Annotated in this window: 17 protein-coding genes and 1 pseudogene; 12 read left to right on the top strand and 6 right to left on the bottom strand. The window is 41.6% G+C overall.

Going from position 1 to position 15,429, the window contains the following annotated elements:
* Positions 1–198 precede the first annotated feature (198 nt).
* Positions 199–942, bottom strand: coding sequence for an SDR family oxidoreductase (locus AC3ISE_RS05690; protein ID WP_489223397.1), 744 nt, complete (start codon positions 940–942; stop codon positions 199–201).
* 124 nt (positions 943–1,066) lie between these two features.
* On the opposite strand from AC3ISE_RS05690, the gene AC3ISE_RS05695 reads away from it, so the two are divergent.
* Both AC3ISE_RS05695 and AC3ISE_RS05700 read left to right on the top strand, forming a co-directional pair.
* Positions 1,067–1,222: a hypothetical protein gene (locus tag AC3ISE_RS05695; RefSeq protein WP_165970924.1), complete on the top strand. Its 156-nt coding sequence runs from the start codon at positions 1,067–1,069 to the stop codon at positions 1,220–1,222.
* Positions 1,223–1,225: 3 nt separating this feature from the next.
* Positions 1,226–1,705 carry a GNAT family N-acetyltransferase gene (locus AC3ISE_RS05700; RefSeq protein WP_489223398.1) on the top strand — a complete coding sequence of 160 codons (480 nt, stop codon included), beginning with the start codon at positions 1,226–1,228 and terminating at the stop codon, positions 1,703–1,705.
* Between the two features lie 38 nt (positions 1,706–1,743).
* On the opposite strand, the gene AC3ISE_RS05705 is transcribed toward AC3ISE_RS05700, so the two are convergent.
* Entirely contained in the window at positions 1,744–2,007 is a 264-nt protein-coding gene (locus AC3ISE_RS05705) for a hypothetical protein (RefSeq protein WP_489223399.1), read from the bottom strand.
* Between the two features lie 154 nt (positions 2,008–2,161).
* Positions 2,162–2,917, bottom strand: coding sequence for an alpha/beta hydrolase (locus AC3ISE_RS05710; RefSeq protein WP_489223400.1), 756 nt, complete (start codon positions 2,915–2,917; stop codon positions 2,162–2,164).
* A gap of 163 nt (positions 2,918–3,080) precedes the next feature.
* On the opposite strand from AC3ISE_RS05710, the gene AC3ISE_RS05715 reads away from it, so the two are divergent.
* Positions 3,081–4,313 carry an MDR family MFS transporter gene (locus AC3ISE_RS05715; RefSeq protein ID WP_489223401.1) on the top strand — a complete coding sequence of 411 codons (1,233 nt, stop codon included), beginning with the start codon at positions 3,081–3,083 and terminating at the stop codon, positions 4,311–4,313.
* Positions 4,314–4,468: 155 nt separating this feature from the next.
* Here AC3ISE_RS05715 and AC3ISE_RS05720 read toward each other — a convergent pair whose 3' ends face one another.
* On the bottom strand, positions 4,469–5,203 hold the full coding sequence (locus AC3ISE_RS05720) for a YwaF family protein (RefSeq protein ID WP_489223402.1): 735 nt from the start codon (positions 5,201–5,203) through the stop codon (positions 4,469–4,471).
* A 150-nt stretch (positions 5,204–5,353) separates the two neighbouring features.
* On the opposite strand from AC3ISE_RS05720, the gene AC3ISE_RS05725 reads away from it, so the two are divergent.
* From AC3ISE_RS05725 to AC3ISE_RS05745, 5 genes and pseudogenes are all read left to right on the top strand, one after another.
* Positions 5,354–5,887 (top strand): helix-turn-helix domain-containing protein, encoded by a 534-nt coding sequence (locus AC3ISE_RS05725; RefSeq protein WP_489223403.1) that lies wholly within the window; start codon positions 5,354–5,356, stop codon positions 5,885–5,887.
* Positions 5,888–5,898: 11 nt separating this feature from the next.
* A complete protein-coding gene (locus AC3ISE_RS05730; RefSeq protein ID WP_489223404.1) occupies positions 5,899–6,327 on the top strand; it encodes a hypothetical protein in 429 nt (142 codons plus the stop codon).
* 18 nt (positions 6,328–6,345) lie between these two features.
* A pseudogene (locus tag AC3ISE_RS05735) lies at positions 6,346–6,678 on the top strand (CPBP family glutamic-type intramembrane protease); the annotation flags it as partial.
* Positions 6,679–6,697: 19 nt separating this feature from the next.
* Entirely contained in the window at positions 6,698–7,597 is a 900-nt protein-coding gene (locus tag AC3ISE_RS05740) for an ABC transporter ATP-binding protein (RefSeq protein ID WP_489223405.1), read from the top strand.
* Positions 7,590–8,417, top strand: a complete 828-nt coding sequence (locus AC3ISE_RS05745) for an ABC transporter permease subunit (RefSeq protein ID WP_489223406.1) — start codon at positions 7,590–7,592, stop codon at positions 8,415–8,417. The genes AC3ISE_RS05740 and AC3ISE_RS05745 overlap by 8 nt, the downstream gene beginning before the upstream one ends.
* A gap of 455 nt (positions 8,418–8,872) precedes the next feature.
* Here the strand turns inward: AC3ISE_RS05745 and AC3ISE_RS05750 are convergent, their stop codons facing one another.
* The gene (locus AC3ISE_RS05750) at positions 8,873–9,640 is read right to left on the bottom strand and encodes a SurA N-terminal domain-containing protein (protein WP_489223407.1); all 768 of its coding nucleotides are present in this window, start codon (positions 9,638–9,640) and stop codon (positions 8,873–8,875) included.
* Positions 9,641–9,847: 207 nt separating this feature from the next.
* On the opposite strand from AC3ISE_RS05750, the gene AC3ISE_RS05755 reads away from it, so the two are divergent.
* Both AC3ISE_RS05755 and AC3ISE_RS05760 read left to right on the top strand, forming a co-directional pair.
* Positions 9,848–10,198: a VOC family protein gene (locus AC3ISE_RS05755; protein ID WP_489223408.1), complete on the top strand. Its 351-nt coding sequence runs from the start codon at positions 9,848–9,850 to the stop codon at positions 10,196–10,198.
* 26 nt (positions 10,199–10,224) lie between these two features.
* Positions 10,225–10,737, top strand: coding sequence for an acyl-CoA thioesterase (locus tag AC3ISE_RS05760; protein ID WP_489223409.1), 513 nt, complete (start codon positions 10,225–10,227; stop codon positions 10,735–10,737).
* A 124-nt stretch (positions 10,738–10,861) separates the two neighbouring features.
* Here the strand turns inward: AC3ISE_RS05760 and AC3ISE_RS05765 are convergent, their stop codons facing one another.
* Positions 10,862–11,509, bottom strand: coding sequence for a glycosyltransferase (locus AC3ISE_RS05765; RefSeq protein WP_489223410.1), 648 nt, complete (start codon positions 11,507–11,509; stop codon positions 10,862–10,864).
* A gap of 183 nt (positions 11,510–11,692) precedes the next feature.
* On the opposite strand from AC3ISE_RS05765, the gene AC3ISE_RS05770 reads away from it, so the two are divergent.
* Both AC3ISE_RS05770 and AC3ISE_RS05775 read left to right on the top strand, forming a co-directional pair.
* Positions 11,693–12,142: a MarR family winged helix-turn-helix transcriptional regulator gene (locus AC3ISE_RS05770; protein WP_489224272.1), complete on the top strand. Its 450-nt coding sequence runs from the start codon at positions 11,693–11,695 to the stop codon at positions 12,140–12,142.
* Positions 12,143–12,155: 13 nt separating this feature from the next.
* Positions 12,156–15,284: an MMPL/RND family transporter gene (locus tag AC3ISE_RS05775; protein ID WP_489223411.1), complete on the top strand. Its 3,129-nt coding sequence runs from the start codon at positions 12,156–12,158 to the stop codon at positions 15,282–15,284.
* Positions 15,285–15,429: the final 145 nt, after the last annotated feature.

The following is a 15,429-nucleotide window of genomic DNA, read 5'->3' on the forward strand; positions in this document are numbered from 1 at the left end:
GTAAAGGCAAAAAGCGCCTTTTCAGCCGGACCCTTATCTGTCTGTCGGGTCTGAACAGTCGGTTCCGCTTTTCTTGGTGTCCAGCTCCATCACCCAGCTCCTCGGCCAGAACGGATCCGACAGCAAAGGCAAAAAGCGCCTTCACTGTCGGATCCTTATCTGTCTGTCGGAGCTAAACGGGCGATTCTACTTTTCTTATCACCATTCCTGAGAAGTAGGCCTCACTATTATCTCGTTTATCGCTACGTCTTCCGGCTGTTCGATAGCAAAACTAATGGTGCGTGCGATGCTGTCTGCGCTGATGGCGCCTTTGTAGACATCTTCAATTCCTGATTTTACATCCTGATCAGTAATGGATTCTGTTAATTCTGATGTTACCGCCCCAGGTGAAATGATGGTAGCGCGGATGTTGCTGTTTGTTGATTCTTCCATTCTCAGTCCTTCTGTGATGGCGCGCACGGCAAATTTTGTTGAGCTGTAGACGGAGCTGCCTGGTGCAATGGCATGTCCTGCAACAGAAGAAATGTTGATGACATGGCCTTGCTTTCGTTCTCTCATATATGGGAGAACGGCCGAGATGCCATAAAGAACACCTTTAATATTGACGTCGATCATTTTATCCCATTCATCGACTTTTCGGTTGTTTAAGAGTGACAGCGGCATAATGCCGGCGTTGTTGATGATCACATCTATTTGACCGAATTCTGCATGGGCATATTGAGCAAGCTCCTCCATTTCAGAATGAGATGTTACGTCCGTTACTTTATAGATGGCTTTTCCGCCATTTGCCTGCAGTTCTTCCTGAAGACTCTGAAGACGGTCTTCGCGTCTTGCAGCAAGAACAAGCTTGGCTCCTTTGGCAGAAAGCTCTTTTGCAGTAGCTTCCCCGATTCCGCTTGAAGCTCCTGTTAAAATCACAACTTTATTTTCAATGTTAGACATTTTCATAACCTCGCTTTGATAAGAATGATTAACAGGTATTTCTGTTTATAAAGGACGGTTTTCCCTGTTTGAACACAGTTAAACTTTAAAACTGTATGCGGATAGAATGAAAGGAGCTGATTGAATGGACTCTGCCCTGCTGATGCTAGTGCCGCTTTTGCTTTATGCAGGAACTATTTTCCTTGGAATCTTTGCAATCATCTATTTTCTTAAATTAACAAAAGAAAGAAATGAAGTCTTAAAGGATATAAGAGAAGAGTTGAAGAAAAGGAAACTTTAGCGTATGCACTTATTAATAAAAAAGATGAATAGAAAAATGGCTGCTGACATTCTGAAGTGGACCTATGAGCCGCCCTATGATTTTTATAACATGGTGCTTACAGAAGGAAATATAATTGGAATGCTTTCAAACTCTTATTATGCGGTCGTCGATGATAAGGGGAGATTGATGGGCTTTTTTTGTCTGGGAAAACCGGCTCAAGTTCCAGATGGGCCCATGCAGGAAGTCTATTTAGAAGATATGATTGATATTGGACTGGGAATGAATCCTCATTTGACGGGTAAAGGAGCGGGTAGTGAATTCTTTTCCTATATTGTTTATCATGTCCGGATCGGATTTCCGAACATGCCGCTTCGTTTGACCGTTGCTTCTTTTAACAAAAGGGCTGCACGCGTTTATCAGAAAGCAGGGTTTGTGGAGGCTGCGAGGTTTGATAAAGGCGGCGTAACATTTAAAGTGATGGTAAACAAAGGCGGATTGTAGAGAAGAAAAAAGCTCAGACAATGCTAGCATCTGAACTCCTATCCTTTTAACATGGCGAAAAAATAAAAGAAGCCAACTATCAATAATATTCCTATTAATCCTGAAACCAGGATGACAATGAGGAGAATCCAACCGAGCTTTTTCCGGTCTGTTCTAATAAAGAAGATGCATAGTGTGATAATTCCAAAGAAAAACCCTAAAATGGCCCATAGCCATTTATTTTTGTTATAAAGCGGTGCTTTAATAAACAAATATACAGCGATGAAAATTTCTATCAAATAATACAGGCTGCTTTCTGCCAAGGGTAACCTCCTTTTCCGCTTTTAGCAGCAGTTTCTATGTACTTTTAAATTTTACCTGCTGTTCTTCCAGATTGGCAATCTTCAAGAGCAATAAATAGAGCATGAAATCTATGAGATTTCATGCTCTTAAATTGTTCATTTGTTATATTTCAGCTTAAACTGCTGTCTGATTCAGTACTTTTTCAATGAATTCCAGGGTCTTGTCAATGATCAGCTGCTGGTCATGGTCAAGTGTGGCGACATGGTAACTGTTTTCAAGCGTGATCAGGTTTTTATCCTTCGAAGAAATCTCTTCATAAATGACCCGTGAGTTATCCGGCGGCACAACGTTGTCCACTGACGATACAAAAATAAGCGCAGGACATGTGATCTCGTCCAGCTTGGTTTTCACTATGGCCATAAGTTTATTAATCTCTTTTAATGATTGAACCGGCGTTTTTTCATAGGCAAGCTCGGTTACTGCGGGGTTTTTGATGTCAGATCCAATCGCGTCGAGATATCTTGCCTGAATTTGCTGGGCGCCTGCCATTGTCGGGATATCAATCGCTGCATTTATTGGGATGATCGCTTTTATTTCAGGATGATTCTGGGCGAGATAGAGAGTCAGCGTGCCGCCCATTGAGAGTCCTGTAACAAAAATGGTCCTGCAGCGCTCTGCAAGCCATTGGTACCCTTCTTCAACCGAAGCAGCCCAATCCTCATAAGTGGTTCCTTCCATTTCCTCATAGTGAGTTCCGTGGCCTTTAAGCCGCGGTCCGCACACTGTGTACCCCGCTTTTGCGTAGGCTTCACCAAGCGGACGCATGCTTTGCGTTGAGCCTGTGAATCCGTGTGATACAAGGATACCAACTGAATTCCCTTCAAAATAAAAGGGTTCTGCTCCTTCGACTACCGGATATCTTTCTGACATTAACAAAACCTCCTGCCGATTATTTAAAAACCTCAACGTTTTACCATTCGCTATGAGACCTGGAATCTCCTACTAAAGGTTGAGATTCATCCACCCTTTTTAGGATTCGGAAAATGAGAAATTGTGGTAAACTTTTTTTTATCACTAAGTGGAGGGTGCATTCATGAAACAGCTTAAACAGATTCATCCGCTGGGGTGGAACATCTTAATCGGCACCATTTTCGGCAGAATGGCAACATCGATGAGCATTCCATTTCTGGCGATTTATTTAACTCAAGTAAAAAGTGTCTCAGCGTCCATGACAGGAACGATTATTGCCGTCAGCTCACTCGCCGGCATCTTATCAAGCTTTTATGGCGGCTATTTATCTGACAAACTTGGAAGAAAAAAAGTGCTGCTGACATCCATCTTTCTTTGGGTGCTTGTGTTTATCGGTTTTGGGGTGGCAGACAGTGTGCTTTCATTTTTTATCATGAATGCGCTGAACGGAGTGTGCAGATCGGTTTTTGAACCAACCTCGAGAGCGCTCCTGTCGGATATTACCGATCAGAAAAATAAGCTGCTGATTTTTAATTTGAGGTATGCGGCCATTAATGTCGGGGTTGTATTCGGACCAATACTTGGCATCTTTTTCGGGTCAGCCAAAACGACGTTTCCCTTTTATATTGCAGCTGCAATTTATACCCTTTATGGCATCTCGCTGCTGCTGACATTTATGAAATCTGAACTTGCAGGAGAAGCAGTAGAAACAGCGCGTATTGCCTTTCGGGAGGCTTTTCAAGTCACGAGAAAAGATAAGCTGCTTCTGTTAACTTTAGTCGGGATTATCCTTTGCATTACAGGATTTTCACAGCTTACTTCTACATTGCCGCAATACTTCGCCATGTCTCCTCAAATAAAAGACGGGGCCAAAACGTTTTCCATTCTGCTGTCGCTTAATGCGGTAGTTGTTCTTATCATTCAGTACCCGGTCGTCCGAATAGCAAAAAACTATTCTCCGATTAAATCGATTATGCTTGGAAATCTGTTTGTTGGCAGCAGTCTTTTCAGCTTTGCTTTTGTGGAAAGCATTTGGATGATCGGCCTTGTTGTTATCTTCTTTACGGTTGGGGAGGTCCTGCTCTTTTCAATGATGGATGTTCTAATCGATGCCATTTCCAATCCTGATATGAAGGGAACATATTTTGGCGCAATGGGCTTTACCCAGCTCGGGAACGTTCTCGGTCCATGGATTGGCGGGCTGCTATTGGATTCTTACGGTGTCAGTGATCCGTCCATCTTATTCGGCTGTCTGATGCTAATCACATTAAGCGGGCTGCCGGTTCTGCTGCTTGTGAAAAAAGAAATGGAGAAAAAGGTGGAAGGAACAATAATAAAACATCATGTTCATGTTTAAAGAAGTGAGGAAGCGTATAGTGTGCGCTTCCTGTTTTTCTGTTCGTGAACTTTTTTGCTGTTAGACTAGATATCTTTAAAACTATAAGTGGAGCGGAAAGGAACGGACAACATTCATAATCGAAAACAACAATCAATGCGAACACAGCCTTTTTTTTAAACGCCCTTACTTATGCCTGTTTTCTTTTTCGTTGATGAAAAAGGAATATACAAAAGCAGAAAGAGCAAGAAAGCGGCTATTTCCAAGGAAAGGATATACCAAGGATAAGGCCCTAAAAAATCAAGCGGAGTCGGATTCACTGGTTTACGTGATAAAAACATATAATTACCGCCGGCCGTTTGATTGATGAAGAAAATCATAGCAGCTGCTGCATTCAGATATCCCATCGTTTTTAATACAGATCTAAAGGTTACTTTGTACTTTTCAACCCATACAAAGAAGAAGCAGGTTAAGATGATGACCGAATGCGTCATAAAAAAGTGAAGAAAACGCAGGTGCGGAAAGTTATAGTTCAGTTCAGGCGTGAGTAAGGCGAAGAAAGCTCCGGCAAGGCCGATAAAATACACAACTTCAAATACCCGCCTGCTTTTTGTGAGCAGCAAAACAATACATAAGATTAGACTGATGCTGCACAATTCCAGCGGAAGCGTGTAGGCAGCATTCCACGTTCCGTTTAAAGTCAGCCATAGGTGATAGGAGAGCTCGGAAACTAAACCGGTCCCTGCCAGAAACCATCTTGCTGCTCTATTTCTACTTTCATTCAGCAGCTTTTTTCGGAATAAGAAAAGGACCAATAAAGTCAGGAACAGCAGGAATATACTTAACAAGTGAACGGCTGAAAAGGCAACAAACGGGTTGTCTTCATAACTCTGCTGGAAAATCTGGTTCATAACACATCCTCCTCCTCTATAAAGAATAAGGGTTTTAGAGGACGAATAAAAGATAAAATTTGGAAAAAAACAGTTGATTATTATCAAAATATATATTATTATCATAAGTGATAATAAAACATAGTAATGAATATAATGGAGGAAAATGATTTGAATAAATCAAAGATGAACCTGATCTTGCATCCTGTGAGAATGAAGATTGTTCAATCTCTGCTGAACGGCAAAGAGATGACCGTTCAGCAATTAGGGGAGCGGACGAAAGATGTTCCACAGGCGACACTTTACAGACATCTTAATAAACTTCTTGAAGCCAAGATTATTCATGTGGTAAAAGAAAACCAGATTAGAGGCACAATTGAAAAGGTATATGCGCTCAATGAACCATCCGTTCAGTCGCAGGAAGACTTCTTAAACTTAACAAGGGAAGAACATTTAGAACTTTTTATGAATTTTACAACACAGCTGATGGGAATGTATGAGAGTTATTTGCAAAATGGGGAAGCGGATTTGGTAAAAGATGGAGTAAGTTACGCTGTAGCAAACGTTCATTTATCAGATTCAGAATTTATGGACCTGGTAAAGGGGATCGGTGAACTGCTCCAAAACGCCATGCTAAATGAACCTTCCCCTGAACGGACCGGAAGAAACATCGCAACGATTGTGATTCCTGATAAAAAGCCATAGGGGGAAAAGGTATGAAACAAACGGATTTGAAATTGGCACTGCTCATTGGAGTGATCTGTTTCGGAGCAGGATTCCTCCTGGTGCCGTATCAAATGAATGCGTTGACATCTGTACTGCCATCGAGTGAATTGGAGAAGATGACTGGTGAAATATCGGTCGGATTTCTCTCACTGATGACATCGATTCAACTATTTATTACAAGTTTTATTCTTTCATGGATTGGTTTTAGACTTGCGCGCAAAACGGGCTTTTCTTTTGACATTCTTCAGTCACTCGTTCAGAAAGGACCAAAGAAATGGTTCCGTGCAAAGCCTCTGCTTCTTGCTGTCCTTCTTGGTACAGTGACCGGATTTATCATTGCCGGCGGCGATCGATTTTATTTTGAAAAGCACATTCCTCAAATTGAAGCAATGAATCCGGAGTTTTCTTGGATCGGGTAATTTGCAGGTGCTCTATACGGCGGCGTCTTTGAAGAAACCATACTGCGTTTATTCTTTGTCAGTCTGCTCGTGTGGGTATTTATCAAAATTTTTAAAAGAGAGACCAGCTCCTTTTACTGGGCAGCGATCCTCATCGCAGCACTTTTATTTGCCGGCGCCCATTTGCCTTTTACAAACCTGCTTTTTGGCGAACTTACAGGGCTGATTATTTTCCGCTGCTTTTTGCTGAACGGGATTGGAGCTATCTTTTTCGGCTGGCTCTACTGGAAAAAAGGATTTGAGTATGCCATTGTTTCGCACATGTTTGCCCATATTTCCATGCAGCTGCTGTTTATTCCATTATTCTATTAAAAAGGGAGCTTGAGAACAGATGATTGAAGTCGCGGGGGTTTCAAAAACGTTCGGAAGCCAGATGGTGCTGAAGAACGTGAATTTTAAAGCTGAACAAGGGAAGATTGTAGGACTGCTAGGACCGAATGGAGCTGGAAAAACAACATTTATCCGCATATTAAATGGGGTTATAAAAGCGGACAGCGGAGTGATTTCGATCCTGAATCATGATCCTGTGAAAAATGGAGATGAGATCAGAAAAATATCAGGCATTGTTACAGAAGGGGCAGGTTTGTATCATCAATTGAGCGGTGAGGAAAACTTAGCATTTTTTGCGGATCTATATGGGGTCAAGGATAAAACCAGAATTCGTCAGCTGCTTCGGCTGTTTGATTTGGCTGATCATAAAGATAAACCTGCCGGAACTTACAGTACAGGCATGAAAAAGAGACTTGCTCTCGCAAAGGCGCTTTTGCACAGTCCAAAATTGCTGTTTCTGGATGAGCCGACCAATGGCCTCGATCCGGACGGCATCAAAATGGTGCTCGCTTATTTGAAAAAATACAACGAGGAAACCGGCACAACGATGATCATCTGTTCTCACGTATTGCATCAGCTGGAACCGGTTTGTGATTCCTTCGCTTTTATTGAGAATCAAACCATTGTTGAACAAGGAACAAAAGCTGAACTTGAAAAAAAGTATTTAAAAGAAATAAAGATAAAAGTAAACACGAATCTGAAACTTCACGGAAAAGAATATATGGCGTTTCCTTGTGAACAATGGGGAGAAGGAGAAATGATTTTCACTCTGCCTGGAAAAGAAGATATTCCGTTCTTGCTGAAGGGGATTTTAGAAAACCATCATGTCTATTCCGCTGAGATAATAAATAATGATCTGGAATCCATTTATTTTAAAGTAAGGGAGAAGCATAATGAATAGGACCATGATGAAAGCAATCATAAAAAAAGATTTATGGGATATTTTTCGCAGTAAAAACTTATTTGCTACGCTAATTATCATTCCGATTCTATTTTCAGCGGTCATACCCGCAGCTATTCTTGGCAGTGCTCTCTTTTTAGATATCGAAGAGCTTGCGGGCAATGATGCACAGAAGATGATCAGCAGTTTCCTGACTCAGCTGAAAAGTGAAGACCTTGCTCTTGAAACGACCGAACAGCAATTTGTTTTTTTATTTATCAACTATATGCTTCCGTCTTTATTTTTGCTGGTGCCGATTATTACGGCCAGTGTTGTTGCCGCCAATAGTTTTGTAGGGGAGAAGGAACGGCGTACACTTGAGAGTCTGCTTTTTTCTCCTGTTCCGATTAAAACCCTCTTTGTGAGCAAAATTCTTGGATCTTTTATTCCCTCCCTGCTTGTTTCTTGGCTGAGCTTTTTGCTTAGCGGTGTGATCATTAATGTACTTGGGCATCAGCTGTTTGGGCAAATGATTTTTCCGTCAGCCAATTGGCTTGCGCTGATCTTGTGTCTTTCACCGATGGTGTCTCTCATGACGGTCTTGCTGAACGTTTTTATCTCCTCGCGTGTCAAAACGTATCAGGAAGCACAGAACATTGGAGGGCTGATTATTCTGCCTGTTGTGGGAATGATGGCAGGGCAGGCAAGCGGGTTGTTTTTGGTGGGCTCGCAAATTACGATGCTAATTGCGCTCGGTATTCTGATTGTGAACGCCATTTTGCTGCAGAGAATCACGAAGTATAATGATCGGTATGTGCTGTTTGAAAAGCAGATTCATTGAAGCTGTTTTTAAAATGAATGTTGTTTTCGGCATAGATTGTTGTTTTCAATTATAAATGTTGCCCGTTCCTTTCCACTGCAATCCACTTAGAGTTGAAAGAATCTAGTCTAATAGCAACAATATTTACGAAAAGAGCCTTGATTATAAATATTGTCAGCGATCTTGCCGGAGATGTTCTCGGCTTTCGTACTTGGTGTATGAGGACAAAAAAACAGAATAGCAGCTGCAAGGTGGGATTAACCGCATCGTATGAGTACAAAAAACCGGAATGTCAGCTGCAGGGTGGAATCAACCACACCGTATGAGGACAAAAATCCGGAATAGCAGCTTCAAAGTGGAATCAACCATTGTTTCTGCTGCAATCCACTAAGGGTTTGTAACATTAAATTACAAAGCAGCTAAACAGAGCTATATGAAAAAACCCCCGCAGCCAAACGGCAGCGGGGGTCATTTTATTAAATCTTAAGGTCAATCTTCGCGCTTTTCTTAAGTTCTTCTACTTTTTGAGCAAGCTTCTCCTGCTGTTTTTGCTGCTGAAGAGATTGTTCAATCTGAGGTTTTACTTCTTCAAGCTTTGGAACTTCCTGTCCGCTGCTTTTTCCTTGTTCAGCGTATTGATCATACGTTTTTTGAATTTCTTCATCTGAGATCTCGCCTGCAGGCACTTCTTTTTCAATATACTGTCTGAATTTAATATCATCAGCAATTTGAGCTTCAAGTGTTTTCATGTCCATGCCTGATTTTTTAAGAGCGGCTTCGAATTCTTTTTCTGTTTTAAACTGTTTTTTCGTTTCATCCAGCTGTTTTTTTACGTCTTCATCAGATGCTTTATAGCCTTTTTTATCTGCCTCTTGAAGAAGCAGGGTTTGCCCGACTAAGCTGTCCAGTGTTTGTTTTTTCACTTGCTCTGCAGCTTCTTTAGAAGTAGGGTCTTGTCCCATTTGCTGCATTTGGCCCTGAGTTGATTGAAGGACGCTGTTATAGTCACTGCCAAGGATTTTTTCGTCATTTACAAGAGCAACAGTTTTCTTTTCATCTACTTGCTGTTTCTCTAATTTCTTTTGCATTTCTTCCATTTGCTTTTGCTGATCTTTCTGCTGATCAGTTTCTGCTGTTTTTGCTTTATCATCATTTTTCGCTTCTTTGCTTTCTTCATTTCCTCCGCATGCTGCTAAAACAACGGTCATTAGACCGGTTATTAATGGTAACATTACTTTTTTCATAATCGATCTCCTTCCTTCAAGCTAGAAGTATAATTTTTCTTTTGAAAAAAAATCATCTAGTGCGCATTATAAAGGAAATTCAGTGAAAAAGAAACCTTATGCGGCCGATCTGAAGAATTGTAACAGGATTGAAACGTTTAAAATCAGTAAATGGCAAGAGGGAAATATGTTAGAATATGGGTATCTGAAAGAGAGGCGGGATAAAAAATGGGAAGAGTGGTTGGTTTTGAATTAAACAGCGCTGAGCCTGAAAAATCATCAGCTTTTTACGCAGCCGTTTTTGGCTGGACGGTGAGTGAACCTCTATGGGATTATAGGGGTGTAACCACAGGAAAAGAGTCTGCTGCTGGCATAAACGGCGGAATCAGTAAAGGGCCAGAGGATTACCCTCACGGAACAAGGATTCAAATCGAAGTAGATTCCATTGACGATGCACTTGCTTCTGCCAAAGCAAATGGAGCTGTTATCGTGAGGGATAAGATGGAGTTTGATGACTTTTATCTAGCTTATTTAACTGATCCGACTGGAATTGGGTTTGGGATTATTCAGAAGAAATAGATGCTAGTTGAAAAAAGGAGATTACCATGACACAGACACAAAACAGCAAACCTTGTTCAGAATCAAGAGTTTTTCAAACAAACCGTGTACTGCCGCCTGACACGAACAATCATCACACGTTGTTCGGAGGGAAATTAATGGCTTCAATAGACGTTGTAGCCTCTATCTCAGCTGCTAAGCATTGCCGTTCAGAATGCGTCACGGCATCAATGGATTCGGTTGATTTTCTGCATCCGATCCGCCCGACTGATGCGGTGCACCTTGAATCTTTTGTCACATACACAGGAAGATCATCAATGGAGATATTTGTGAAAGTTACGGCAGAAGATTTAGTGAGCGGTGAATCAAGAGTCGCAGCGACAAGCTTTATCACGTTTGTTTCACTGAATGAGCAGGGAAAGCCAAAAGAAGTTCCAGGAGTTTACCCTGAAACGGATGAGGAGAAATATTTATTCGAATCAGCAGAGGAGCGCTCTCTGATCAGGAAAGCGAGAAGAAAAGCAAGTATTGCGTTCTCTGAGGAAATTAAAAAATATTGAGTGATATGGTTAAAAAGGGAAGATCCATTGCGGGTCTTCCCTTAATACTGACTGAAAGTAGAATTATTCTGATAAAACGCGAGTTCCACTGATAGAATACATTGATAAGCCTTCGATCGTGCCTCTAAAACTTATCCGGAAACTGCTTCATGATTCCTGCAGAAAGAACATCGGCCATCATCAGCAGATGGTCTAACCCTTTATCGAATGCCAGTATACTGGCATTCCAATCCTTCTTAAGTCTTGCCGTTACATCATCTGTAATGAATTGCAGATGCATATATAATGCTTCCTTCAGCTCTTTTTCAGACCAATTCGGGTTGGCGCTGCTCAAGAACTTCGCAATGTCATCGGCATTCTTATACCATTCGGCATGAAACTTCTTAAAGTCTGATTGATTGCCGCTTTTTGCAGCTGCCGTTAATTTTCCTGCAATCAGAATGTGATCTCTTAATAGTTCCGCAAGTTTGTTTCCTGCTTCTTCCCCGTAGTAAGGCTTAATGGCATTGCCGATGTCATCCTGATTTTTCAGAAGTCTTGCAAGCAGTTCTTTTTGATTTTCAAGTCCATTAATAGAGCTGACTATATAGCTTTTTGTCCAAATCGCATGATCGATCCAGAGCCTTCTCATTCCCTCTTTTAAAGCAAGAGCCTCTTTAGTTATGCACTCCGATTGTTCCCTGGATTCTGCTTTTGCATCTGGTGCTGCAGGCGAGAGGGTAAAAGCTAACGTCATTATTACCAGGCCGGCAGTTAGTAAATGTTTTTTCACACAGATCATCTCCTTATTGTTTTTTGTAAAATGTTCCATCATTAGTTTGCATAATAGACCAAAATTCATTCTTCAATTTCCCCATATTGACTTTTCCAATGCTTCATCATATAGTTAAATCTGTTAATAGTTAAACAGGTGAACAATTAAACAATGGAACAATCTATGAAATGGGGTGAAGAAATGTCAGGAGAAAACATAAAAGAACTGGTCGATCGGTACATAACGGTTTCTTTTTCGGTTACAAGCATCGCCGAGACTTTGGTCAAAGAGCAGATTGGAAGCGATCTGACAAATGACCAGCACTATATGCTCAGATATATCAATCAGGCAAACTCATGTACATCTTCTGAGCTGGCAGAAGTGTTTAATGTGAAAAAAAGCGCGATAACCGCGATTATCACAAGAATGTTTGAAAAAGGACTGATAGAGCGGACGCGTGATGAAAATGACCGCCGCGTCGTTTATTTGACGCTGACTGATAAAGGGAATGAACTATATGAAAAAGCGGAAGACCGCATTCATAAGCTTGTGGAATCATTCATTAATAAGTTCGATCCAATGGAAATTAAACAATTCATAGAAACATATGAAAAACTCAATCAAGTTTTAATCGAAAGCAAAGAAGAATAACTGGGGGAAAACCATGAAGACAATTATTAAAAGCAAATGGCTGGTTCTGATTGCCTGGATTGCTGTTGTGGCAGGGTTATTGTTTGCGGCCCCGAATATGGCGGATTTAGTCCGGGAAAAAGGACAGATTGATGTGCCAGAAGGATATTCTTCATCATATGCCTCTGAGATTTTAGACGAAGTGCAGAAGGATGAAGGCGGCGGAGATGAAAGCAGCGTGGCACTTGTTTTTTACAGTGAAAAAAAACTGACGAAAACAGAAATTGCCGAAGCTGAAAAAGCGATCAGGCTGCTTGAGAACAAGGAAGATAAACTTGGTATTACTGAAATTCTCACACATTTTAACGAAGAAAGCTTAAAAGAGCAGCTTGTATCGAAGGATGGAAAAGCGATTTTGGCATCCGTTAATGTGGCCTGGAATGACAGAGAGCCGAGTGAGGTCAGAGAAGCCTTATACGGTGCGATCGAAGATGTAAAAGTTGATCACGATTATACGGGAAACTGGATGATTAATGAAGATTTGATGAAAAGCTCAGAAGAGGGCCTGAAAAAGACAGAAGGCATTACAGTTGTCTTTATTTTAGGCGTTTTGCTCTTGGTTTTCAGATCGATTGTCGCCCCGCTTATTCCGCTGCTGGCAGTTGGATTCAGTTATTTGGCTTCGCAGTCGATTGTGTCATTTTTAGTCGATTCATTTCATTTTCCAATTTCAAATTATACGCAAATCTTTTTAGTTGCGGTCCTGTTTGGAATCGGAACGGACTACTGTATTTTAATTTTAAGCAGGTTTAAAGAAGAATTATCTGCTCATGAAACTGTGCCGGAAGCTATTGTGGCAACTTACCGAAATGCAGGACGCACCGTGTTTTTCAGCGGTGTTGCCGTTATGATCGGCTTTGCGGCAATCGGTTTTTCACAGTTTAAACTCTATCAATCTGCTTCAGCGGTTGCGGTAGGGGTTGCTATTTTACTAGTGGCTTTGTTTACAATTGTTCCTTTTTTCATGGCGGTTTTAGGCGGGAAGATTTTCTGGCCGTCCAAAAGCAAAGCAGAGCATGGGGAAAGCAAGCTTTGGGCAGTATTAGGAAGGTTTTCGCTTGCACGTCCTTTTCTCTCGCTTTTAATAGTAGCTGCGATATGTGTGCCATTTCTAGCAGTCTATGACGGAGAATTATCTTTTGATTCACTTGAAGAGGTCAGCGGGGATGTAGAGTCGATTAAAGCATTCAATGCGATCGCAGACAGCTTTGGTCCGGGAGAATCCATGCCGACTCAGATTGTCATGAAAAATGATGAAAAAATGGATTCTGCAGAATATGCGGCACTTGCAGAGAAAATCAGCCAGGAGCTCGAAAAAGTGGACCTGGTCGATAACGTTCGCTCTGTTACCCGTCCAGCAGGAGAACCAATCGAAGATTTCTTTGTCGCCAAACAGGCGGAAAGCCTTGGAGAGGGAATTGGAGATGGGAAAGAAGGACTCGATGAGATCAGCAAAGGTCTTAATGAAGCAGGCAGCGAGCTTTCTAAGTCTGAGCCGGAGCTGAATGATGCAGCAGAAGGCATAAACGGCTTAATTTCCGGTACTTCTGAGCTTCAATCTGGACTGACTGAAGTTCAGGCGAATTTAGCAAAAATCGAAAATGGAATTCGTCAGGGATCAGCAGGATCAGGAGAAATTAAGAAAGGATTGGAGCAGGCTAAAGCTGGCAGTGAGGAATTGCTTGCAGGATATAAGGAACTTTTGAAAGGGTACGAAGATATTGAAGGTAATTTAAAAACCTTGAGTTCTCAATATACACAGGTTCAAAACGGCCTCGCGGCTTTAAATGAAGCTATGGCTCAAATCCAGCAGGAGGATTTTGCCTATATTGAATCGAAATACGCAGGTATCGAAAATGAAGCTCAGTATCAAAAAATAAAGGGAACAGTGGGCGCTGCTCAGCAGGAGCTGCCTAAGCTTTCAGCAGGATTAACAGAGCTGAACTCCGGTTTATCTCAATTGACCGCAGGCATGGGCCAGGCGAACACAGGCTTTGCTGAAGCGAATGCAGGCCAGGCTGGAATTTCCGGAGGTCTTGATGCACTCATAAAAGGCATCGATCAGCAGCTATCAGGACTGGATCAGCTCGCTGACGGTCAAGGACAAATTATAGATAACATGCCGAAGTTTACGGATGGACTTAGCGGAATCAATTCCGGACAAAAACAGCTGCTTGACGGATTTGGAGATCTTGGAGGTCAATTAGGAGAGCTGACAGATGGTCTGAATCAGAGTGCAGATGGCCTCAATCAAGTTTCAGACGGACTTGGATCCGCTCAGGATTACCTTTCAGGCTTATCAAAGACATCAGATACAAATGGTTTTTACTTGCCTCAGGAAGTGTTAGAGAGCAAAGAATTTGAACAGGCGCTGGATGCCTACATGTCAGAGGACCGCAAAACAATGACTCTTGATGTTGTCATGGAGGCTAGTCCATATTCAAATGAAGCAATTGAACAAGTTCCTGAAATTAAAGAGGCAGTTGACAGAGCTGTAAAAGATACAAAACTTGAAAACGCAGTAGTCGCAGTCGGCGGAATTACCAGCACGAATGCAGACTTAAGTACCGTTTCGGCACAGGATTATTCCAGAACGGTTGTCCTGATGCTTGTCGGAATCTCAATTATTCTTATCTTCATGTTCAGGTCTATTATTATGCCAATCTATATTATCGGATCCTTGGTCTTAGCTTATTTTACATCTATGGCTATTAATGAAGTAATCTTTGTAGACATCCTGCAGTATGCCGGCATCAGCTGGGCAGTGCCATTCTTTGGATTTGTCATTTTAGTCGCTCTTGGAGTTGATTACAGTATTTTCCTTATGGATAGATTTAACGAATACCGCGATCTCTCAGTAGGAGAAGCGATGCTGATGGCTATGAAGAAAATGGGAACTGTCATTATTTCAGCTGCGGTTATTCTTGGCGGAACCTTTGCGGCGATGATGCCTTCGGGAATGCTGTCATTGCTGCAGATTGCATCAATCATATTAATAGGATTGTTCTTATATGCGCTAGTGATTCTGCCGCTGTTTATTCCAGTAATGGTGAAGAGTTTTGGGCAGGGGAATTGGTGGCCATTTAAGAGGGTTTCGAACTGAATAGGATAACAAACAAGCCGTTCTCTTGATGAGGACGGCTTGCCCTGCTAATCGAGTTATTTACAAAGAAAAAAAGGAATACTAGCATCTGGAAATTTTTAGTTAACATTGATAAGATAATGAGAGCAATAAGAAGTTATTATTG

This window comes from Metabacillus sp. KH_069, assembly GCF_057838075.1.